The organism is Thioalkalivibrio sp. ALD1 (assembly GCF_000381245.1).
In the GTDB taxonomy this organism is placed as follows: domain Bacteria; phylum Pseudomonadota; class Gammaproteobacteria; order Ectothiorhodospirales; family Ectothiorhodospiraceae; genus Thioalkalivibrio.
Genome location: NZ_KB906241.1, coordinates 951,996 through 972,846 on the forward strand (window position 1 = coordinate 951,996; position 20,851 = coordinate 972,846).

Consider the following 20,851-nt stretch of genomic DNA (forward strand, 5'->3'; position numbering starts at 1 on the left):
CCATGCTCGAGGTACGCAACCTCCGCATTCGACATCGCGACAGCGAGGCGCCACTGGTCGAGGAGATCAGCTTCTCAATCCGCGCAGGCGAGCTGTTCGCGCTGGTGGGCGAGTCGGGCTCCGGCAAGTCGATCACCGCACTGGCGATCATGCGGCTGCTGGATGGGGGCTTCGAGCCCTCCACGGGCGAGGTCTGGCTGGCCGGACGTGGCACGCGGCAGGAACTGCTGGGGCTGCCGGACCGCGTGATGCAGCAAGTCCGCGGGGACCGGGTGGGCATGATTTTCCAGGAGCCGATGACCTCGCTGAATCCTGTGCTGACTGTCGGTGACCAGATCGACGAGGTGCTGCGCCTGCACCGCCCGCAGATGACCCCGGCCGAACGCGAGGCCCGGGTACTTGAAGTGCTGCGAGAGGTCCAGCTCCCGAATCCGGAACAGCGCCGCGATGAGTACCCGCACAAACTCTCGGGAGGCCAGCGCCAGCGCGTGATGATCGCGATGGCGCTGGTGGCGGAGCCGGATCTGCTGATTGCCGACGAGCCGACCACCGCGCTGGACGTGACCATCCAGGCCGAGATCCTGAAGCTGATCGATCAGCTGCGCGAGAAGAACGGGATGGCCGTGCTGCTGATCACTCATGACTTCGGCGTGGTCGCCTCGGTGGCGGATCGCGTGGCGGTGATGCACAAGGGTCGGCTGGTGGAGCAGGGCGAGTGTCATCCCTTGTTACGCGATCCACAGGATGCCTACACGCGCAAGCTGATTGGGGCGTTGCCGGAGAATCTGCCCGCATTGCCCTCAGTGCCCGGGGCCGGGCGCGAGACATTGTTGGACGTGCGCGATCTGCAGGTGCACTTCCCGGTGCTGAAGGGCCTGATGCGCCGTCAGGTGGATGTCGTGCGTGCAGTGGACGGCGTGTCGTTTCAGCTCGAAAACGGCGAGGTGCTGGCGGTTGTGGGGGAGTCCGGCTGCGGCAAGACCACGCTCGGCCGCGCGATCCTGCGTCTGATCGAGCCCACCGGCGGCGAGATCCGCTATCGTGACCAGCCGCTGACCGGGATGCCGCGCAAGCCTTTGCGGCGCCTGCGCCGTCACCTGCAGGTGGTATTCCAGGATCCGGCCTCATCACTGAACCCGCGCCTGAACGTGATGACCCTGCTGACCGAACCGATGGCCGTCCACGGGATCGGGGAGGACCAGGAAGATCGCATCGAACGTGCCCGGGCGACCCTGGACCAAGTCGCTCTGCCGCCGGATACGCTGTGGCGCTATCCGCACGAGTTCTCGGGCGGCCAGCGTCAGCGCATCGGCATCGCCCGGGCCCTGGTGCTGGATCCGGACGTGATCATCTGCGACGAGGTGACCAGTGCGCTGGATGTCTCGGTGCAGGCGGAGGTCCTGCAGATCCTCGGACGGCTACGGGTCGACCGCCGTCTGGCGCTGATCTTCATCACCCACGACATGGGCGTGGTCGAGTATTTCTCCGACCGCATGCTGGTGATGCACGACGGCCGCATGGAGGAGATCGGCACCACCGCCGAGGTGCTGGCCAATCCGCGCGCCGACTACACCCGGCACCTGCTGGAGGCGGTGCCCCGAGTCTCGCGCTACGTGTAGTAATCTGCGCCGAGTCGGAGGGTGCCTTAACTCGCCTCGTGGGTGCCGAAGGCGCGGGCGCGCAGGGTGTTGTCCAGCAGCATCGCCACGGTCATCGGACCGACCCCGCCGGGGACCGGTGTAATCCAGTCGGCCTTCTCCGCAGCCGCATCGAACTCCACATCACCGCACAGGGTGCCGTCTTCGCGGCGGTTGATGCCGATGTCGATTACCGTGGCCCCGGGCTTGACCCAGTCGCCCTTGACCAGGCCCGGCTTGCCGGCCGCCGCGATCAGGATGTCGGACTGGCGCGCGATACCCGCGGTATCCGGCGTGAAGCGGTGGCAGATGGTCGGGGTCGCGCCGGCCAGCAGGAGTTCCAGCGCCATCGGGCGGCCCACGATATTGGAGGCGCCGATCACGCAGGCGGTGCGGCCCTTGAACGGTTCGTCCAGGTGGCGCAGCAGCTGGATCACGCCCCAGGGGGTACAGGGGCGCAGGCGCGGGATCCGGGCGACGAGCCGGCCGACGTTGTAGGGGTGGAACCCGTCGACGTCCTTGGCGGGCGAGATGCGCTCGATCACCGTCTCCGGATCGATATGGCTGGGCAGGGGGAGCTGCACCAGGATGCCGTCGATGGTGCGGTCGGCATTGAGCTGGTCGATCAGGGCCAGCAGATCGGTCTGCGGGGTGCCCGAGGGCAGATCATAGGAGTGCGAGACCACGCCCACCTGCTCGCAGGCCTTGCGCTTGTTGCGCACATAGACCTGGGAGGCCGGATCGGACCCGACCAGCACCACGGCCAGACCCGGCGGACGCAGGTCGCGGGCGGTCATGGATTCGATCTCGGTGGCGATGCGGGCGCGATGTGTCTGGGCAATCGCGCGGCCGTCGATGAGCTGGGCGGTCATGGGAGGCTCTGTCTCGGAAACTGGCCGCGATCATCCCACGCGCGCGGGAGCGCCTCAAGCCAGTCCGTTGGTGGGAGTGTCAGATCGCCGCGGCCAGGCTGGCGCGACTGGGTCCGCCTTCGCAGCGATTGCGGCCGCCGGCCTTGGCACGATAGAGGGCATCGTCCGCCCGCTGGATCAGGAAATCCGCGTTGTCGCGGGAGTCGGGCTCGATATCGAGGCTGGCGACTCCGACTGAGACGGTAATGTACAGTTCGTCGGGTGCGCAGGGCGGTACATGTTCGTGACCCTTGAGTATGATGGGCGTCTGGGCGATCTCGGTGCGCAGTTTTTCGGCCAGTTGCAGCGCGGAGTCCAGGTCGGTATGCGGCGTGATGATCACGAACTCCTCGCCGCCAAAGCGTGCCGCCAGGTCCACTCGGCGCAGATTCTGTCGCAGGCGCAGGGCGATCGACTGAAGGATGTAATCACCCGCCAGGTGTCCCAGGCGATCGTTGATCCCCTTGAACTGGTCGATGTCCAGCATGACGACCGACAGCGACTGCCCATAGCGGCGCGCGCGGGCGGTCTCTTCATCCAGGCGGCGGTTCATGTGGCGACGGTTGAATAGCCCGGTCAGGGGATCGGTGATCGACTCGTGTTCCAGTCGGGTGATCCGACGAATGCTCTCCACCGAGTGATAGGTAAGGCGCACGACAGTGCAGACGAAACAGCCACCCAGCAGGAAGATGATCGGCACCAGCAGATCGGGGATGGTCTGGTACATGCCCCAGTTCAGCGGGATGAAGCCGAAATAACCGAGGGTGAATACCGGGATCAGCAGAGACATCAGCAGCCAGCCGGTGCGCACGCGGCTTTCCGGCAGCTCGCGCAACAGTCGAGCGAGGTTCCACTGGGCATAGATCAGGCCCGCTGCGCCCAGCACGATAGCCCCGTTGGCGATCCAGTTGAGCATGTCCCTGTCCCCCCGCGCGCATCCCCGCTCAAAGCCACGGTAGCACGGAAACGTGCATGAAAGAACAATGTTAATAGTGTTTCCTGCCTTGACCGCCGGCGGTGGCAGCGCTACCATCCTGCGCTCGCTGTGTAGGCCCTTTTGCGGGGACGGCTCGACGGGGTATAGCGCAGTCTGGTAGCGCGCCTGCTTTGGGAGCAGGATGTCGGGGGTTCGAATCCCTCTACCCCGACCACCTATCCCGGTCAATGGCCAGCAGGCAGGCTCGAGATCAGGCGTGGAGCCTCGACGTTCGGCGGTAACGCGCTCGTAGCTCAACCGGATAGAGCATCGGCCTTCTAAGCCGACGGTTGCAGGTTCGAGTCCTGCCGGGCGCGCCAGAGCCGCCCTGTGGCAGTTGTCTGGACAGTGACACGGTGGTGACCGTAGCTCAGTTGGTAGAGTCCCGGATTGTGACTCCGGTTGTCGTGGGTTCGAGTCCCATCGGTCACCCCATCCCCTATTTCCCGGGGGCCGTTAGCTCAATTGGTAGAGCAGTGGACTCTTAATCCATTGGTTGTAGGTTCGATTCCTACACGGCCCACCATCTCCTGATCTGATCTTCTGCATCTGCTCCGGATTCCGGGCTTGCCTGTGGCGGCCTCGCCTGCTTGGCCCAGCCGTCCTCTGGCGGGGCTGCCCTGCGCGCGAATGCCGGGTGTCTCGGGCGGTATTCGGTCAACCTTTTTCGTTGATTTCGCAGTGATTCAGCGACAGCGTGATGGTGCCCTCAGTCGTTCGTCTGACAGCGTGATTTCCCCCCCAATTAGCCTGCCATTGAGGTGCTAGCCTCCCCACTCGTTCGCGGCGTACGAGGAGCCGACAGGCTCGGCGAGTGTCCCCGCGACCGGTTGCTGACACTGTGGGAGGCATGAACGATGGCGGTACTGGATCGTAGTCTGGAGAACTTGCTGCGATTGCCGCGCGGCAAAAAGCAGGGATTGATGGTGCTGGCGGATCTCGCAATGCTGCCGCTGGCACTGTGGCTCGCCTTCGTGATTCGTACGGGGCAGCCGATGCCGCCCATGATGGTCGAAGCCTGGTGGCTGTTTGCGCTGGTTCCGGCGGTCGGCGTTCTGGTGTTTGCGCGGCTCGGTCTTTACCGAACGGTTGTGCGCTTCATGGGGGCCCGGGCCGTTCGCGCGGTGATCATCGGTGTCTCCGCTCTGGCGCTGATGATCTGGGCGTCGGCCGAACTGACGCAGACGCCTGGATTCTTCGGGGCGGTCGCGGTGAATTTTGCGCTGCTGGCCTTTGCCCTGGTCGCGGCGGGTCGCTTCCTGGTGCGGAGTTGGTACCAGGCCGTGTCCGACGCACGTACCGGTAGCGAGCGCGTGGTCATCTTCGGCGCCGGTGAGGCAGGGGTTCAACTGGCCTCCGGCCTGCAGTCCAGTGGCCGGTTCCGTGTGATGGCGTTCATCGACGAAGACCCGGCGGTGCAGGGCCGCTCGATTGACGACATCCCGGTTTGCGGCACCGAGGCCCTGGGCATCCTGGTGGAACAGTGTGGGGTACGCCGAGTGCTGCTGGCGGTTCCGTCCGCGAGCCGGACCGACCGGCGGCGGATCCTCGAATGGCTGGAGCCGTATCCGCTGCATGTGCAGTCGGTGCCCTCACTGGAAGCGGTTGTTTCGGGCCAGGCGCCACTGGATCAGCTGGAGGATCTGGATGTCGCCGACCTGCTCGGTCGTGATCCCGTGCCGCCCAACGAGGCCCTGCTGGCGCGGAGCATTCGCGGGCGGGTGGTCATGGTGACAGGGGCCGGGGGCTCCATCGGTTCGGAGCTGTGCCGCCGCATCCTCAGTCTCGAACCAGCCGCCCTGGTGCTGTTCGAGCGTAACGAGTTTGCGCTCTACCGGATCGAACAGGAGATCACACAGCGTCGGTCGTCCATGCAGGCAGGGGTGGAGGTACACGCCGTACTGGGTTCGGTCGCCAATCAGGCGCGTGTGGAAGAGGTGTTGCACCAGTATGGCGTGCAGACGCTTTATCACGCGGCGGCCTACAAGCACGTGCCGCTGGTTGAAGGCAATCTGCTGGAAGGCCTGCGCAACAATACCCTGGGTACCGCCGTGGTCGCCGATGCGGCGATCGCAGCCGGTGTGGAGCGCTTTATCCTGGTGAGTACGGACAAGGCCGTACGGCCCACCAATGTGATGGGCGCGAGCAAGCGTCTGGCCGAGATGGTCCTGCAGGATCGGGCGCGCCGCCAGGACGCAACCGTATTCAGCATGGTGCGTTTCGGCAATGTCCTGGGGTCGTCCGGGTCCGTCGTGCCGCTGTTCCACCGCCAGATTCGTGAAGGCGGGCCGGTCACGGTGACTCATCCCGAGATTACTCGCTACTTCATGTCGATTCCGGAGGCCGCGGAGCTGGTCATTCAGGCCGGGGCGATGGCGCAGGGTGGCGAGGTTTACGTGCTCGACATGGGCGAGCCCGTGCGCATCATCGACCTGGCCCGACGCATGATCCGCCTGCACGGATACCAGGTCCGCGAGGACGATTCCCCAGACGGAGAAGGAATCGCCATTACATGTACCGGACTGCGCCCGGGCGAGAAGCTCTACGAAGAGCTGTTGATCGGGGACAACGTGGAGGCAACCCCCCATACCAAGATCATGCGAGCCCGCGAGTCCTGTGTTGCATCCGAGCTTCTCGCGCAGGCCCTGCTTACGCTGGAAAAGGCCGACCGGGAACGCAATGCCCAGATAGCGTTCGAGGTGTTGCGCAAGCTCGTCGATGGCTACGAACCGGGCCGGAAGGAAGGGACCGAGCACAGCGGGCCGGTGACGACTGCTTCTCCCCGTCCGGTGCCTGCCCCGAGGGTACGCCCCGCAGCAGTGGCCTATGCCCGGGTGGCCGATCCTGTTTCACCACGCTAGGGGTGCTTGGTGATCCGGGTCCTGGCGAGACCCGGATCAGTCGCGTCCTGCGCGGAGGGTGATCGCCAGCAGAAGTAGCGGCAGGTAGCCGATCAGGATACCGGCCGCACCTGGCAACTGGTTAGCGACGACCAAAATTGCGATAGGGAGTAACCACAGAAGGTTGATCACGGCGACACCCACCGCCACCGGGATGTGTGACCCGAACCGTTGGGCGGCGTGCTGGTAGGCATGGCTGCGGTGCGCCTCGTAGACCCGCATCCCCCGAAACAGCCGCACTGCCAGTGTTGTGGTGGCGTCGATGATGAAGACGCCCAGCAGGATCAGCCAGGCGGCCAGGAAATTGGTGTCCAGTCCGGCCGCGTGCAGAGACAGCAACCCCAGCAGAAGCCCGAGCGTGCCGCTCCCGACATCGCCCATGAAGATCCGCGCCCGTGGAAAATTCCAGACGAGGAATCCCGCGCTCGCCGCAGAGAGCAGGGCCGGTAGCCACCACGCATGGGCATCACCCCACCAGAAGAGCAGACCGGCCATGGCCAGGCAGGTCGTAACCGCCTGAATGCCGGCCAGACCGTCGATCCCGTCCATGAAGTTGTAGAGGTTCAGCAGCCAGACCACGTAGAACAGCGCGAGGAGATGGCCGACCCACCCGGCGTCGATCTGGAAACCCATGATGGCCACCGGGGGCAGGCCACCCATCCAGGCGAGGCCCCAGGCGGCCGCCAGAAAGTGAACCAGCAATCGCCAGCGGGCGGCCAGGTGACCGTGATCATCCAGCCAGCCTACCAGGGCCACGGCACCCGCCGCGCCAATGAGTGCGACAGCGGTGTACGGGTCGACCCATTCGAGCCAGGTGGAGAGCAGGGTGCCGACGAGGAATACCAGCACCAGCGCCAGGCCGGCGCCGCGTGGCGTGGGTGTGTGGTGCGAACTGCGCGCGCCCGGGATGTCGACCAACTGCCGACCAACGGCGTAGCCGCGAATCCAGCCCGTGATCATCACCACCAGCGAGAAGGCGGCCAGCAATCCGATGGTCTCGATCACGTAAAGCACTCCCCATCACACCCGTTTGGTGGCCCGTCACAGTGACGCGGATCAAGGAAGGTCCCCTTGATGCCGCGCATTGTGGGGGAAGGGGGGGTAAGACTCCAGCGTCTCCCTAGTAGCCGGCGACCGGATCGACCGGTGTGATCGGTGACTGGCCCCGCTCCATCGCACGGGCGTTGTGGATGAAGATCTCCAGTGCCCGCTCCATGTAGTGCGGCGAGGTGCCCGAGACATGGGGTGTGACGAGTACGTTCTCCCGGTTCCACAGGGGCGATTCCACGGGCAGGGGTTGCTCTTCGAAGACGTCCACCGCCGCGCCGCGTAGCCGGCCGGTATCCAGTGCGCGAGTCAGCGCCTGCTGATCCACGACCCCGCCGCGCGAGATGTCCACCAGCACGGCACCCGGTTCAAGGAGCTGGAACTGGGCTTCGCCGACCCGGTGTCGTGTGTCCGGCGTGAGCGGCAGGCATACGATCAGGTCGTCCACCTCCGGCAGGCGGTCCTCTACGGCATCGAGGGCGATGACCTCGTCGGCACAGTCATGCGGCCGCGGGTTGCGCTGGACCCCGATCACGCGCATGTCGAACGCCCGGGCCCGGCGCGCCACCTCGGTGCCGATATGCCCCATGCCGAGCACCATGGCGGTGCGCCCGGTCAGCTCCCCGAGCCAGCAGCGCTCCCAGCGCTTGTCGCGGCTTTGCGCGTTGAAGCGGTCGAAGTGCTTGGCGAAATAGAGCATGGCGCCGATCGCATACTCGCTCATCGGGGCGCCGTGGACGCCACTGCTCTTGGTCATCAATACGCCATCCTTGGGGAATGGCATGTCCCAGATTTTTTCTACCCCGGCGGACAAGAAGTGCACCCAGTCATAGTGCGACAGGCGACGGAGGGCATCGGGAAGCCAGGGCAGGGTGGGGGCAATCACCGCGTCGACCGCGAGCCCTTCGGGGATCGCCTCGGGCTGACCGGCGAAGGTCAGTTTGGTGTTGGGCAACGCCTGCTGCAGGCGGGCTTCGATCGTATCCTGCTGCTTCTCCAGAACCTCCGGTTTCTGCAGGAACAGGGTATGGTTCAGGCGCATGCACGGCTCCGGTTGTGCATGCGGGCCGCCAGCCGGAAGATGCGGCTGCGGACCTGGTCGCGGTTCTCCAGCAGGGCTTCCGGGGGAGCTGTGCGAAACTGCTGTTCCGCGGCCTGCAGTCGCTCCAGCTCGCGGCGCAGGCGTGCTGTCCCGGTCGCCGGGTCTTCCTGACTGACGACCTCGCGGAAGGCGCGCGAAAGGATCACCCATTCGGACCCAAGGCGGACATGCTCGCCCAGGATGGACTCTGCGGGAACCTCGCCCTTGCCCACCGCGCCGACGCCCCCAAACCCGAAAGCGACGCCCGCCTCGCGGCACAGGTCAGCCGGCGCTTCCAGCAGGCCGCCGGCCAGCGGTTCGAACAGGAAATCGAGCCCAGATGCCAGGCTCAGATCATTCAAGCCGATATGAATCTGGTCCTGCGGTCCGAGCAGGGGCAGGTAGGACGGCAGCCGGATCAGGGCCTGTGGTGTTTCGACCAGCAGGGTGACCGGCACCTGTCTGCCCACGGCGTCGAGAAAGTGCTGCACCTCCTCGATGTGGGTGAACATCGGCAGCATCAATCGGTTGGCACCGGCCTCGATCGCCTGTCGTACCTCCGAGGGCGTTTGTGGTGCCGGGGGATTGATGCGCACCATCAGCTCCGTGTTCGTGAGCGCACTGGCGATGCGTTGGACATCATCAAGCGTGTGCCGCGCCTTGTGGGTATCCAGATGCCCCTGGCGTTCGGCCTTTCCCCGGGTCTCCATGTCGACGAAGATACGCGCGATTCCCGCTGCCTCGGCCTGCCGAGCGACGTCGGCGGAGGCCGTGATGAACATGTGTTTCAGGGTCGAAGTCATTCCGCATCCCCTTGCTGTCGGTTCCGCAACGAATCGCGGTAGGTGCGCCAGTTGATGCCGGCTTCCCCGTAGATCCCCTGGCCGGTCAGTACGACGTACACCGTCCGCAGGATCAGCCCCAGGTCATATAGCAGGTTGTGCTGCGCGGCATATTCGGTGTCGGCTTCGAGTTGCTGAACCCAGCCCAGGGTGCGGCGACCGCGGACCTGGGCCAAACCCGTCAGGCCGGGACGCACGGAAAACCGGGAGGCGAAGGAGGGAGGGACAACCTCCACCTGTTCCGGCAGGATCGGTCGGGGGCCCACCACGCTCATGTCGCCCCGCAGGATGTTCCACAGCTGTGGCAGTTCGTCGAGGCTGGTGCTCCGCAGCCAGCGGCCCACCCGGGTAATGCGCGGGTCGACGCCGGTGCTGACCACCTGTTCCTGGTGCTGGTCGATCGAGTCCGGGTCGCGGTCCACCATGGTGCGGAACTTGAGGACCCGGAACGGCTGTCCGTCCAGGCCAATGCGTTGCTGGCGGAAGAGGACTGGCCCTGGACTGTCGAGGCGGATCGCAATGGCGATCAGCAATAGTAACGGGGCCAGCAGAAGCAGCGCCGCCATGCTGGACAGGATGTCGAACAGGCGTTTGAGGGTGGCGTTCATGCAAGCTCCATTGATCGCAGGATCACGCGGTTCACCTGGCCCACCTCGTACTTCGCCTCGACCCGCTCGCGCGAGGCTCGGGCCATGCGGGGCAGCAGTTCCGGATGGTCGAGGAGCCGCTGCATGGCGTCCGCCAGGGGCGCGGAGGTCCGGGGTGGAACGAGGAAGCCGTTCTCGCCGTCGACGACGGTTTCGCGACAACCCGGGGCATCGGTGGTGATGATCGGGCGGCCCACGCTCATTGCCTCCAGCACCGAGCGCGGCGTGCCTTCACGGTAGGAGGGCAGGACGAATGCAGAGGCCTGCTGGAGCCAGGGCCGAACATCGGCCACGCCACCGACGAACTCGACGATGCCTTCGCGTTTCCATGCCTCGACCTGTTCGGCCGAAATGGTATGGGGCAGGTCCGGATTGTGGGGGCCGACCACTACGAAGCGGGCGCGGGGATATTGAGCGTGGACCTGACGCGCGGCCTCCACGAACTCGAGGATGCCTTTCTCGGTGAGCAGGCGCCCGACAAACAGGAACAGCGGGTCGCCATCGGGCAGTGGATGTTCCGCGAACCGATCCACGTCGACCCCGGACCCGTTGATGCGAACGACCCGATCGGTGTTGGGCAGCACGCCACGATCAAGGAAATCCTGGAGGTCATCGGGGTTCTGGAAGAACACGCGATCACAGCGGGTCAGGGCTGTGCGATACAGGGTCGAACTGATGGTGCGCAGGATGCGGGTACGCCAGGACTCGGTGGTAAAGGCATGCCCGAGCCCCGTGATCATGGCGTAGACCCGCGGGACCCCGGCCCAGCGTGCGGCCAGGGAACCGTACACCACGGGCTTGACGGTATAGCTGAACACGGCCTCCGGCCGCAGGCGGCGCATCAACTGCTTCAGCGCAACGGTGGTCCGCAGATCTTCGATCGGGTTGACGCCGGTGCGGCCCAGGTCGAAGGGGTAGATCGGAATCCCCAGTTCCTCGACCTCGGGCAGGTAGTCCTTGCGCGGGACGGCGGCGGCCACCGATTGACCGTGGCGGCGGATCTCGCGGATCAGGTCCCCACGGTTGGCGATCAGGGAGCGGGCGTTGGCCGCCACGATCAGAAGATCGATGCCGCCCCGGCTGTGAGCTTTGCTCTCAGTGGTGGATCGTGCCGCGCTGGGGACAGCCCCTGGCAGGGTTGTCGTGACCCTGCGATGCCCGGTGTTCTGCATGTCGGTTACTCCTGTTCCCGGGAGGCCCGGGTTGTCTCCATTCGCGTGATGGAGGGGCCTCCTGGAAGTCCTTGTGCATGAGTACAAAAGGTAAACAGGACAATGATTTATCGCTATGTTTCGGGGTGCTCAAAGTGTGCGAGATACCCCGAAAAGGCGGGTCGGTCGAGGAGGGATAGCCCGTTTATAGACGCAAGTCACTCGCCTCTGGCGGGAGCACGGATTTCACGTCGAAGATCACTGCGCGCTCGCGTCCGAACTTTTGCAGGCCCTGGGCGCCGAGCTCCACAAACTCGCGGTGCGGGACGGCGAGGATGATCGCGTCGTAGCGCGCCGATTCCGGCGCTTCGGCCAGCAGGTCCAGCCCGTATTCGTGACGGGCCTCGGTGGCATCCACCCAGGGGTCCCAGATGTCGACCTCGGCGTTGTAGCCGTGCAGGTCATGAATGATGTCCACCACGCGCGTGTTGCGCAGGTCCGGGCAGTTTTCCTTGAACGTGAGTCCCATCACCAGGATGCGCGAACCCACGACCGGGAACCCCTTGCGAATCATGGCCTTGATCGTGCGATCCGCGATATACCCGCCCATGCCGTCGTTGGTGCGCCGCCCGGCTAGGATCATCTCCGGGTGGTAGTCGGCGGCCTGTGCCTTGTGGGTCAGGTAGTAGGGGTCGACGCCAATACAGTGCCCGCCCACCAGACCGGGTCGAAACGGCAGGAAGTTCCACTTGGTCCCGGCCGCGGCCAGTACGGCCTCGGTATCGAGGTCGAGACGTTCGAACAGCATGGCGAGTTCGTTGATCAGCGCGATGTTCACGTCGCGCTGGGTGTTCTCGATGACCTTGGCGGCCTCGGCCACGCGGATGCTGGGCGCGGGATGGGTTCCGGCGCGGATGATGCGGGCGTACAGCGCGTTGACGAATGCTGCGACCTCGGGGGTCGAGCCCGAGGTGACCTTGACGATATCGGGGATGCGATGCTCCTTGTCGCCGGGGTTGACCCGCTCCGGGCTGTAGCCGAGGAAGAAATCACGGTTCAGCTCCAGGCCGGATTCGCGAGCCAGCACCGGGGCGCAGTCTTCCTCCGTCGCACCGGGGTAGACGGTGGACTCGTAGATCACCACGTCTCCTGGCTTCAGGACGCGTCCCACCGTTTGGCTAGCGGCCAGCAGCGGGCCCAGGTCCGGGCGCCGGTGGGCATCGATCGGCGTCGGAACCGTCACGATGAATACATTGCAGTCCCTCAGTTTTTCAAGGTCCGCGGTCAGTTCCAGATGTTCGGCGGCGGCGAGTTCCTCGCGCGAGACCTCGCGGGTACGGTCATGCCCCCCGTGCAGCTCCTCGACCCGGCCCGTATCGATATCGAAGCCCAGTGTGGGCAGGACACGACCGAACTCGGCCGCCAGGGGCAGGCCGACATAACCCAGACCAATAATGGCCAGACGCGGGGCGTCCGGTGCCGCAAATTCCGCCATCTTGAAATCTCCTGTGTACTTGTGGGTGAGAGCCCCGAAGGGGCGGGTGCGCGCGAGTTGCGCGCGGCCAGTCAGGGCGAGGCGCGCCGCGTTTGCGGCAGGCCGGCGCCGGAGGTTTCCGGTGGGTCTGTAGTGCTGGCTGTGGGCGAGGAGCGACCATTGGCGAGGTGTCGCAGCCGTTCCCAACGCCACAGGCGGCGCCCGGCCAGGCCCGCCGCCAGGGCGATCAGGATCCCGAGGAACTTGGCGCGGTGGCGTGCGGCGGTCCCGAAGTTGCTGGTACCCCAGGCGAAGATGATGGCCAGAACGATGAACACAACCACCAGCAGGCGGAAGTCCTGGCGCTTCCACCAGTGGCGGCGATACACCGCCAGTAGCAGGACCAGCGCCAGATGGAACAGGCCCTCCAGCATGCCGATCAGATGGACGGGGGAACGTACCTCCCACAACGGGGGGCCGAACAGCAGGTAGCCCGTACGGATCGGTGTCAGGATCAGTGCCTCGAGATCGTTGGACGGGATCAGGAAAGACGGATAGGCCGCACCGCCGCGGGCACTGCGCTCGGCTCGCTGGTCGAGCGTTTCCGTTTGCTCCATGACCTCGCCCAGCTGCCCGATGGACGAAAACCGCATTTCGTCCATCACCAGGAATCCCAGAACCCCGGCCGTGCCGAGCAGGATGCCCCCGAACAGAAGACCGGGGCGCATGTGGCCCAGATCCGAGGCGCGCAGGAACTCCTTGATCGACCAGCTGACCAGCACAATCGCGATGCCCGCGATCGCAAACACCGCCGCGCCATGCACGACCGCCGCACCCAGCAGCACCCCGACGGCAGCCACCAGGAATCCCGTGCGTTGACTCTGAACCCAGCGCACCAGCCATAGCACGCCCAGCAGGAAGAAGGCGGTGAACCAGACCTCGCGCAGTGGCACGGCCGCGTTCACGATAAGGATCGGGAACAAGGCGCCGATCCAGGCCGCGCGTACGGCGGCCTGGCGGTCCCAGAGCTGCTCGGCGATGCGTGCAATCAGATAGACCGTCAGCATTCCCAGGGCGATGTTCACCGCTTGGAAGGCCAGGGGCGCGCGGTCGGAACAGGCGTAGAGGTTCGCGATCAGCCAGCTGTGCAGGTACGAACTGCCCATGCTGAAGTAATCGCCGAGATTGCCGCAGCCGCTCTGGGCCCAGAACCAGGCCCGGTTCTCGAAGCTGATGGCATCCGCACCACCCTGGGGCAATGGAAAGTGAAAACGCTGTACCAGCGCCGCCACGATACGGGCCACCAGAGCTGCCAGCAGTGGCCACAGGTAGCCTTCGCGCATGACTCCCGTCCACAGCACCGCCACCAGAACTACCATCAGGAAGCTGGCCGTCAGCAGCAGCTCCATCAGGGTGAACGGGATCAACGTATAGCTCATGGCGAGATAGGCGCGGCATCCGCCACGGCATCCTGGAACAGGGCCTGGTAGCGCCCGGACACGGCCTCGAGGGCGTAATGCGATTCCATGCGCGCGCGTGCTTCGCCCCCCAGCCCGCGCAGGTTCGCACGGCCATGGCCGATGGCCCGAGTAATGGCGTCGGCCAGGTCCAGAGGCTCGGGACTTGCGGCGACGAAACCGGTCGACCCCACCACGCTGGCGGCATCGCCGATATCCGTGACCACGGCCGGGATGCCGCAGGCCATGGCCTCGCCGACTACATTGGGGAAGCCCTCGCCCCAGCGCGAGGGCAGTACCAGTAGATCCAGGCTCGGGTAGAGGGCTTCGGGTTCGGGGGTGGGCGGCAGCAGTGTCACATACCGGTCCATCCCGTGTTCGCGAATGGCTCGGGCCAGCGGATTGTCCTCCGCGGACACCCCGGTACCCACCATGACGCAGTGCATGTCTGCCCCCGCCTGGACCAACCGCGCCATCGCGGCCACCAGAGCTGCATGGTTCTTCATCGGATGGGCACGCCCCACCATGCCCAGCAGCCAGGTATCCGGACCGATGCCCAGCTGCGCGCGCAGTTCAGGGGCGGCTTCCGGGGCGGGATGGAAGCGCTCGAGATCAAAGCCGTTGGGCAGGACCACGCGGCGATCCGCGGAGAATCCCAGCGCCTCGTGCTGCGCGGCTGCGGTGGCGCTGTTGTAGACGATCCGGGCCGGATGCCGCGACAGCCAGGCCCCGGAACGGATCACCCAGCGGGTCCCGCGTTTCTCGTGCGCCAGGTCATGCACCGAGTGGCGCACGTTCCAGAATACCGGGCCCTGATACCCAAGGCGCCGGGTCAGCGAGGCCGCCAGGTTGCCGTGGTACATCCAGCCCATCACGCCATCGGGTTGATAGGCGGCCAGCGCGCGGCGCAGGGCGGCGATCCATCCCGTGGAGAGCGGGTTGCGCAGTCGCCCGGTATAGACCGGGATACCCTGCGCCCGGATGTCGCCGGCCATCACCCCGGGTTCCTTGAGCGCGAACACGGCGCCGGCGTCCGGTGCCGCGCGCAGCAGGTTGCCCAGCTGGCGTTCTGCGCCGCCCTGGCCGAGCCCGTTGATCACGTGCAGGATCTTCACCGTCGGTTCTCCTGCAACTCGCTGATCACATGCAGGTGCTTGCCGCTGGGCGACGGCGGGATCGCGTCCACGCGATCGATATCCAGGCGTGTGCCCGCGCCGAGTTGTTCGCGGATCTCGGGCTCCAGGCGCGCCTGCAGACGCTGTTCTCGCTCGCCCTGGGGGGCACGATCGATGGGGATCAGGCGCAGGCGGATATGATCTTCCGCGTGCTGGACCCACTGGTACTGTCCGATCCAGTCTTCCGGGTACAGCAACTGGCGCAGCCACCCGCCGAATACCACGGCACCGCTGGTGCCGCGGATATGGTCGGTCACGCGTCCCCATACCCCCTCCAGCAGCGGCCATTCCCGCCCGCAGTCGCAGGCCTCGCCGGACCAACTGGCCAGGTCGCCGATCGCATAGCGCAGCAGGGGCATGCTGTAGTTCGTCAGCGAGGTGACCACGACCCGTCCGGGGATGCCGGGTGGCGTCGGACGGCCGTCGTCGTCGAGGATCTCCAGGTACTGGGTCAGCGGGTTGACGTGCAGCCCGCGGTGGCGCTCGCATTCGCAGGCGATGTCACCCACCTCGCGCGAGCCGTAGCGGTTGAACACGGGGGCATCGAAGGCCTTCTCGATGGTCTCGCGCATGTCGGGAAAGAGGGTGCCGGCCGAGCTCAGCACACTGCCGATACCCGGCACTCGGACCCCTCGGCGCAGGGCATGCCGGGCGAGTTCGTGGCCACTCTCCGCGTAGATCTGCAACTGGCTGGGCGGCGCGGCGCGCAGCTGCTCGAGGTGCGCATCCATCGTCTCCGGGTCCATGCGGTAGGCGTTCAGCAGGGTGCGATTCTTCAGGCGTTCGGCGAGGCGGCGGGTGCCCCGGGGTGCGGACAGATCGCGCGAGGCCGCCCACAACACGGCCTTGGGTTGCCCAGGACGGTAGCCGGTCCAGCCGTCGAACAGGGCCTTGGTGGCCCGGCCCCAGCGCCGGTAGTGCGTGTCCTGATAGAACGTGGCGGGTTCGCCGGTCGATCCCCCCGAGGTGTTGCGCCGCAGCCCGGGACGGGGCCGCTGCGAGCACAGGCGTTCGCCCTCGCGGCGGATGGCTCCCTTGTCGAGGATGGGGAGTGACAGCAGCGTCGCTACCGGATCGGCGTGGATGGTGTCGGCCTCTGGCAGCAACTCTCGGTAGTACGGCACGTCGGTGCGCGCCTGTACCAGCAGGTGTGCCAGGCGCTCCATCTGCAGGCGTTGCAGGGCAGGGAGCGGTAGCCATTCGGCACGGCGCAACGCGGCATATTCGCGTGGTCCGGAGAGCCAGGGAAGGAGGGCACCAAAGGCCAGGGACATGGCGGCGCGCCTCAGGCGTCGGCGGTGCGCATCGAGCGCAGGCTGGAACGTGCCCGGCGCGCGAGCTCCAGCAGCAGTCCCAGGCGCGAATACTGGATGGTGCGCCGCGATTCGCGCGAGAAACGGCAGGGCTGGCAGTGGCCACAGGGCCGACCCAGGATTGGCGAGTGACAGAACCAGGATTGCTCGAGCAGCGGCAGGAATCCCTTGGCCTCGGCGTCGAACTTCATCGCCTCCTTGGTCACCGACAGCAACGGGAAGCGGTAGTATTGGAACAGCTCCCAGGCAAAGTCGTCCTCGCGGAAACGGAAGTCCCCGTACTGCGGATTGCGGAACAGACGTTCCTGCAACTCGGTGCCGGCCTCGTGCCCGGTGAGCGACAGCTCCAGGTCCCTCAGGCCTTCCTGTTCGCACAACCGGGCGAGCCAGTCGTACTGGGTACCCACGTGCACCTCGTTCGCCAGGCGGTGGTAGCGCTCGGTGATATCCGGATCTTCGAGGATGTCGCTGCGCAGATAGACCCGTACCGGTGCCACACGCCCACGGGCCTCTTCGCGCGCCTCGATGCCCGCGCGAATGTCGGCCATGGCCCGCAACTCGTACACATAGGATTTCCGTCGCGGGTCCAGCACGTAGATCGGCTGTACCCGGCGGCAGCGATACAGTGCCAGGTCCAGCAGCCGGTAGCTGGAGTCCCAGCCACCCGTCCACAGCAGTTTGATCGGATGCATGTCGTTCTCCTGATGGCAGTGGCGGGATCAGCGCGGGTAGCCGCGCGGGACCGAGGGCAGCAACGGGCCGAAGCAGGACTCGTTGCGCGACCAGGCCACTTGCTCGGCGTTCCATTCGAGGATCACGGGATCGCCGCTGGCCTGAATGCAGACGTCCCAGCCAATGAAGCGCAGATAGGGGATGCGTCGGTGGGCGTTCAGGCACAGCTCGCGTACCGCGCCGAAGTTGGGGATCCGGCAATCCTTGACGTCCACCCCGCTATCGGGGTGGATCGATCCGATGCTCACGCACACCGGGTCGCGCAGGTGCCCGTCCAGCCAGCCGTCGCCATTGACGCCGACGAAATAGCCCCCGGTGGAGACGTTGTCGGTGCGCTGGCCTTCACGTCCCAGACGGAGGAAATGGTTCAGGATGCGCAATTCCCCGGACTCCGCATCCAGGAAGGTCAGTACCCTCAGGGTGTTGACCGAACTGGCATTGATCCGCGCGATGTCCGGGTGTTGCTCGATCAGGGGTTGCACGATGCAGTTTCCCGGGATCTTGCCAAGTTCGTCGGCCACCTGTTCGGCGGTGGTAAAGGTTACGCCGAGGCCCTGGCGCCCCTCGTCGGGCTTGATTACGTAGGGCTGGCCCGCCCCGAGTCGCGAGAGGGCGGCTTCCAGCGGTTCCGGTGTCCCCTGGGCATCCAGGTACTGGCCGCCCACGCGCACGAAGACCGGTGGTACGACGCTTTCCGGGAACAGGCGCGAGTCCATGGTTTTGAGGCCGCTCAGGCGGCGGATGTCCTGCCGGTTCCAGAGCGGGTTGAGGTGTTCGGTGTAGTAGTCGTCGCCGATCCAGCCCTCGACGAACTCGCGACGCACCTCGGTGTAGGCGGCCAGCCATGGCCACCAGGAGTCGCTGCCGTAGGTGTCGGCCGCGTAACGCTTGATCCGCTGCAGAACCGGGCGTGTGACCGCGGATTCGCCATGCGCGCGGATGAGTTTCTCGCGCCACTGGATGGCAATCTTGCGCGACTTCTGCAGATGGCGCAGGTGGACTGCGCGCGCGATGGTGCGGGCGATGCGCCCGCTGTTCTTGATCTGCAGCGGCTGGGATTGGACGTGCGTCACGGCAGTTTCCTCGCGTTGGGTCGACACGGCGGGTTCACCCATGGGTCCCGGAGGCCGGGGGTTCGGGAACGGGCTGGACCTGGGGCGTCTCCGCTTCGGGCTGGGCGACCAGTTCATCGAAGTGGCCCACCGACGCGAACGAGCCGCGCTCCAGATGGGCGACCTGATCGCAGGCGCGCACGGTGCTCAGGCGATGCGCGATCAGGATGATGGTCTTGCTGCGCGACAGGGACTCGATCGCCTCCATCACGGCGCGCTCGGTTGCGGTGTCCAGGGCGCTGGTGGCCTCGTCGAACACCAGTACATCGGGGTCGTGGTAGAGGGCGCGGGCGATTCCGATGCGCTGGCGCTGGCCTCCGGACAGACGCACGCCGCGTTCGCCCACCATCGTGGCGTACTGTTCCGGCATGTCCTGAACGATGAAGTCGTGCACCTGTGCCATGCGCGCGCAGCGTTCGACACGCTCGTGGTCGATCTGCCCGGCGGGGATCCCCAGCGCGATGTTTTCAGCCACGGTGGAGTCGGTCAGGAAGATGTCCTGGGGGACGTAGCCCAGCGACTGTTGCCAGGCACGCAGGTTGGTTTCCGTTACCGCCTGGCCATCCACCAGGATGGCGCCCTGGGTCGGCCGCAGCAGGCCCAGCAGGACATCGACCAACGTGGTTTTGCCGGAGCCGGTGGTACCGATGATCCCGACGGAACTGCCGACCGGGATCTCCAGGTTGATGGACTGCAGCGCGGGACGGTGGCCGCCCGGGTAGGTGTAGTCGATGCCCTTGAGTTCGATGGTTTGCTGCGGCACCAGCGGCTGGGGAGCTTGTCGATGCAACTCCGCCAGGGCCTCGCGTTCGCGCAGGTCTTCGGTCACGCTCTCCACGGCGGCGGCGCCGAAGCGAAGCTTCGCCAGGCCCGCGTAGATGTGTTGCGCGGCCGGAAGCAGGCGGTAGCCGGCAAAGGCGTACAGCCCGAGGATCGGCAGAATCTCGCCCAGCGCGTCTGTGCCGGTGCCCCCCTGGGTATGCAGCAGGATCAGGGTGAGCCCGATGATCCCGCCGAAGCCGATCGCCTCGATCAGGAATTTGGGGACCTGGGAGATGGTCTGGTTGGTCGCCTGGTGCCGGGCCTGGCGCTTGGAGGGCATATCGAAACGCGACAGGTACGCGTGTTCGCGACCCAGCAGCTTGATGTCCTTGATGCCGCCGAGGGCCTCGCCGGCAGCGGTGAAGCGTTCCTGGTTGGCGCGCGAGCGATCGCGGCCGATGCGCCCGAGCAGGCCGCGCACAAACACGAAGATCGTGCCGTACACGCCACCAATGACGACCGCGACCCCCAGCGCCAGCCATGGATCGACGAAGATCAGCAGGGCCACGATGGCGATGGTCACTACCAGGTAGGCGATCATCGTGATCCCGGGGCGGAAGACGTTCAGCACCAGCTGGTCGACCTCCGACAGGATGCTCTTCGCCATGTCGCCGCTATGGCGATTCAGGAAGAACGCATACGGCTGGCGCAGGTAGGTCTCCAGCAGCCGCTTGCCGAGGCTGTGCCGGCGCATCTCGATGAAGCGGTTCATCGCATAGTGCGTGAGCGTGCGAAACACCGCCGAGAACAGAATCAGCGCAAAGGCCGCCGCACCCAGGGCAAAGATGAACTGGTCCACCGAGGTGAAGCCCAGTCCCGTGTAGAGATAGTTCAGGACGGGGTTGGTGTTGACCAGATCCGGGTTTCCGAGGACCGACAAGAACGGCATGATCGAGGCGACCCCGGCGGTTTCCAGCACCGCCATGACCATCACCATTCCCAACACCAGCGCACCCCGGCGTTTTTCCGCCGGAGTGAGCAGTTGCAGCGTCTTGCGGTAGACACCCATCAGGCGGCCGCCCGGTAATACCCCAGGTACCACTCGACGAAGCGTGCGATGCCCTCCTCGACCGAGGTGGTCGGCTCGTAGCCGGTATCGGTGCGCAGGGCTTCGACATCCGCATAGGTGTCCGGCACATCCCCCGGCTGCAGCGGCAGAAGGTTCTTCTCCGCCTTGCAGCCCAGGCAGTCTTCCAGCACCTCGATGTAGCGCATCAGCTCCACCGGCTCGTGGTTGCCAATGTTGTACAACCGGTAGGGCGCTGCACTGGTGGCCGAGTCCGGTGTCTCGCCACTCCAGTCCGGATTGGGCTGTGCCGGGCGATCCAGCGTGCGGATCACGCCCTCGACGATGTCGTCGATGTAGGTGAAGTCGCGCCGGTGGTGACCGTAGTTGAAGACGTCGATCGGCTCGCCCGCCAGGATCTTCCGGGTGAACAGGAACAGCGCCATGTCCGGGCGACCCCAGGGGCCATAGACGGTAAAGAAGCGCAGGCCCGTGACCGGCAGGTTGTAGAGATGGCTGTAGGTGTGCGCCATCAATTCGTTGGCCTTCTTGCTCGCGGCGTAGAGGC

At 65.8% G+C, this 20,851-nt stretch carries 17 protein-coding genes and 4 tRNA genes; 6 read left to right on the forward strand and 15 right to left on the reverse strand.

Translation table 11 applies throughout. The annotated features are described in order from the left end of the window. The first annotated feature begins 2 nt into the window (after positions 1-2). A complete protein-coding gene (locus F623_RS0104560; RefSeq protein WP_018860489.1) occupies positions 3-1,619 on the forward strand; it encodes an ABC transporter ATP-binding protein in 1,617 nt (538 codons plus the stop codon). A 26-nt stretch (positions 1,620-1,645) separates the two neighbouring features. Here F623_RS0104560 and folD read toward each other — a convergent pair whose 3' ends face one another. Together folD and F623_RS0104570 are read right to left on the reverse strand one after the other, a co-directional pair. Next, entirely contained in the window at positions 1,646-2,509 is an 864-nt protein-coding gene (gene folD / locus F623_RS0104565; RefSeq protein ID WP_018860488.1) for a bifunctional methylenetetrahydrofolate dehydrogenase/methenyltetrahydrofolate cyclohydrolase FolD, read from the reverse strand. Between the two features lie 79 nt (positions 2,510-2,588). Next, positions 2,589-3,464, reverse strand: a complete 876-nt coding sequence (locus tag F623_RS0104570; RefSeq protein WP_018860487.1) for a GGDEF domain-containing protein — start codon at positions 3,462-3,464, stop codon at positions 2,589-2,591. A 158-nt stretch (positions 3,465-3,622) separates the two neighbouring features. On the opposite strand from F623_RS0104570, the gene F623_RS0104575 reads away from it, so the two are divergent. From F623_RS0104575 to F623_RS0104595, 5 genes are all read left to right on the forward strand, one after another. Next, positions 3,623-3,699 (forward strand) — tRNA-Pro (locus F623_RS0104575). 68 nt (positions 3,700-3,767) lie between these two features. Continuing rightward, positions 3,768-3,844 (forward strand) — tRNA-Arg (locus F623_RS0104580). Between the two features lie 39 nt (positions 3,845-3,883). After that, positions 3,884-3,959, forward strand: a tRNA-His gene (locus tag F623_RS0104585). A 15-nt stretch (positions 3,960-3,974) separates the two neighbouring features. Further along, positions 3,975-4,050 (forward strand) — tRNA-Lys (locus F623_RS0104590). 331 nt (positions 4,051-4,381) lie between these two features. Then, positions 4,382-6,385 carry a nucleoside-diphosphate sugar epimerase/dehydratase gene (locus tag F623_RS0104595; protein WP_018860486.1) on the forward strand — a complete coding sequence of 668 codons (2,004 nt, stop codon included), beginning with the start codon at positions 4,382-4,384 and terminating at the stop codon, positions 6,383-6,385. A gap of 36 nt (positions 6,386-6,421) precedes the next feature. Here the strand turns inward: F623_RS0104595 and F623_RS0104600 are convergent, their stop codons facing one another. From F623_RS0104600 to F623_RS0104660, 13 genes are all read right to left on the reverse strand, one after another. Continuing rightward, positions 6,422-7,438, reverse strand: a complete 1,017-nt coding sequence (locus F623_RS0104600; protein WP_026278551.1) for a glycosyltransferase family 4 protein — start codon at positions 7,436-7,438, stop codon at positions 6,422-6,424. 106 nt (positions 7,439-7,544) lie between these two features. Next, positions 7,545-8,513 (reverse strand): D-2-hydroxyacid dehydrogenase, encoded by a 969-nt coding sequence (locus tag F623_RS0104605; RefSeq protein ID WP_018860484.1) that lies wholly within the window; start codon positions 8,511-8,513, stop codon positions 7,545-7,547. Next, the gene (locus F623_RS0104610) at positions 8,504-9,355 is read right to left on the reverse strand and encodes an aldolase/citrate lyase family protein (protein ID WP_018860483.1); all 852 of its coding nucleotides are present in this window, start codon (positions 9,353-9,355) and stop codon (positions 8,504-8,506) included. Before F623_RS0104610 ends, F623_RS0104605 begins: the two co-directional genes overlap by 10 nt. Beyond that, complete coding sequence (locus F623_RS0104615; RefSeq protein WP_018860482.1) at positions 9,352-10,002, reverse strand: sugar transferase; 651 nt, start codon at positions 10,000-10,002, stop codon at positions 9,352-9,354. Before F623_RS0104615 ends, F623_RS0104610 begins: the two co-directional genes overlap by 4 nt. After that, positions 9,999-11,213 carry a glycosyltransferase family 4 protein gene (locus F623_RS0104620; RefSeq protein ID WP_018860481.1) on the reverse strand — a complete coding sequence of 405 codons (1,215 nt, stop codon included), beginning with the start codon at positions 11,211-11,213 and terminating at the stop codon, positions 9,999-10,001. Before F623_RS0104620 ends, F623_RS0104615 begins: the two co-directional genes overlap by 4 nt. 184 nt (positions 11,214-11,397) lie before the next feature. Further along, positions 11,398-12,687 (reverse strand): Vi polysaccharide biosynthesis UDP-N-acetylglucosamine C-6 dehydrogenase TviB, encoded by a 1,290-nt coding sequence (gene tviB / locus F623_RS0104625; RefSeq protein ID WP_018867990.1) that lies wholly within the window; start codon positions 12,685-12,687, stop codon positions 11,398-11,400. A gap of 71 nt (positions 12,688-12,758) precedes the next feature. Further along, on the reverse strand, positions 12,759-14,105 hold the full coding sequence (locus tag F623_RS0104630) for a glycosyltransferase family 39 protein (RefSeq protein ID WP_018867989.1): 1,347 nt from the start codon (positions 14,103-14,105) through the stop codon (positions 12,759-12,761). After that, complete coding sequence (locus F623_RS0104635; RefSeq protein WP_018867988.1) at positions 14,102-15,238, reverse strand: glycosyltransferase; 1,137 nt, start codon at positions 15,236-15,238, stop codon at positions 14,102-14,104. Before F623_RS0104635 ends, F623_RS0104630 begins: the two co-directional genes overlap by 4 nt. Beyond that, a complete protein-coding gene (locus F623_RS0104640) occupies positions 15,235-16,572 on the reverse strand; it encodes a phenylacetate--CoA ligase family protein (RefSeq protein WP_018867987.1) in 1,338 nt (445 codons plus the stop codon). Before F623_RS0104640 ends, F623_RS0104635 begins: the two co-directional genes overlap by 4 nt. 11 nt (positions 16,573-16,583) lie before the next feature. Then, entirely contained in the window at positions 16,584-17,303 is a 720-nt protein-coding gene (locus F623_RS0104645; RefSeq protein ID WP_018860476.1) for a hypothetical protein, read from the reverse strand. A gap of 27 nt (positions 17,304-17,330) precedes the next feature. Continuing rightward, positions 17,331-18,416 (reverse strand): sugar-transfer associated ATP-grasp domain-containing protein, encoded by a 1,086-nt coding sequence (locus F623_RS0104650; protein ID WP_026279328.1) that lies wholly within the window; start codon positions 18,414-18,416, stop codon positions 17,331-17,333. 34 nt (positions 18,417-18,450) lie between these two features. Next, on the reverse strand, positions 18,451-20,286 hold the full coding sequence (locus tag F623_RS0104655; RefSeq protein ID WP_018867985.1) for an ABC transporter ATP-binding protein: 1,836 nt from the start codon (positions 20,284-20,286) through the stop codon (positions 18,451-18,453). After that, positions 20,286-20,851: NAD-dependent epimerase/dehydratase family protein (locus F623_RS0104660; RefSeq protein ID WP_019572150.1), on the reverse strand; the 566-nt coding region annotated here is incomplete at its 5' end. The genes F623_RS0104660 and F623_RS0104655, both read right to left, overlap by 1 nt.

Coding starts and splice junctions, on each gene's coding strand:
- F623_RS0104560 (WP_018860489.1), top strand. CDS start 3: ATGCTCGAGGTACGCAACCTCCGCATTCGACATCGCGACAGCGAGGCG.
- folD (WP_018860488.1), bottom strand. CDS start 2,509: ATGACCGCCCAGCTCATCGACGGCCGCGCGATTGCCCAGACACATCGC.
- F623_RS0104570 (WP_018860487.1), bottom strand. CDS start 3,464: ATGCTCAACTGGATCGCCAACGGGGCTATCGTGCTGGGCGCAGCGGGC.
- F623_RS0104595 (WP_018860486.1), top strand. CDS start 4,382: ATGGCGGTACTGGATCGTAGTCTGGAGAACTTGCTGCGATTGCCGCGC.
- F623_RS0104605 (WP_018860484.1), bottom strand. CDS start 8,513: ATGCGCCTGAACCATACCCTGTTCCTGCAGAAACCGGAGGTTCTGGAG.
- F623_RS0104610 (WP_018860483.1), bottom strand. CDS start 9,355: ATGACTTCGACCCTGAAACACATGTTCATCACGGCCTCCGCCGACGTC.
- F623_RS0104615 (WP_018860482.1), bottom strand. CDS start 10,002: ATGAACGCCACCCTCAAACGCCTGTTCGACATCCTGTCCAGCATGGCG.
- F623_RS0104620 (WP_018860481.1), bottom strand. CDS start 11,213: ATGCAGAACACCGGGCATCGCAGGGTCACGACAACCCTGCCAGGGGCT.
- tviB (WP_018867990.1), bottom strand. CDS start 12,687: ATGGCGGAATTTGCGGCACCGGACGCCCCGCGTCTGGCCATTATTGGT.
- F623_RS0104630 (WP_018867989.1), bottom strand. CDS start 14,105: ATGAGCTATACGTTGATCCCGTTCACCCTGATGGAGCTGCTGCTGACG.
- F623_RS0104640 (WP_018867987.1), bottom strand. CDS start 16,572: ATGTCCCTGGCCTTTGGTGCCCTCCTTCCCTGGCTCTCCGGACCACGC.
- F623_RS0104645 (WP_018860476.1), bottom strand. CDS start 17,303: ATGCATCCGATCAAACTGCTGTGGACGGGTGGCTGGGACTCCAGCTAC.
- F623_RS0104655 (WP_018867985.1), bottom strand. CDS start 20,286: ATGGGTGTCTACCGCAAGACGCTGCAACTGCTCACTCCGGCGGAAAAA.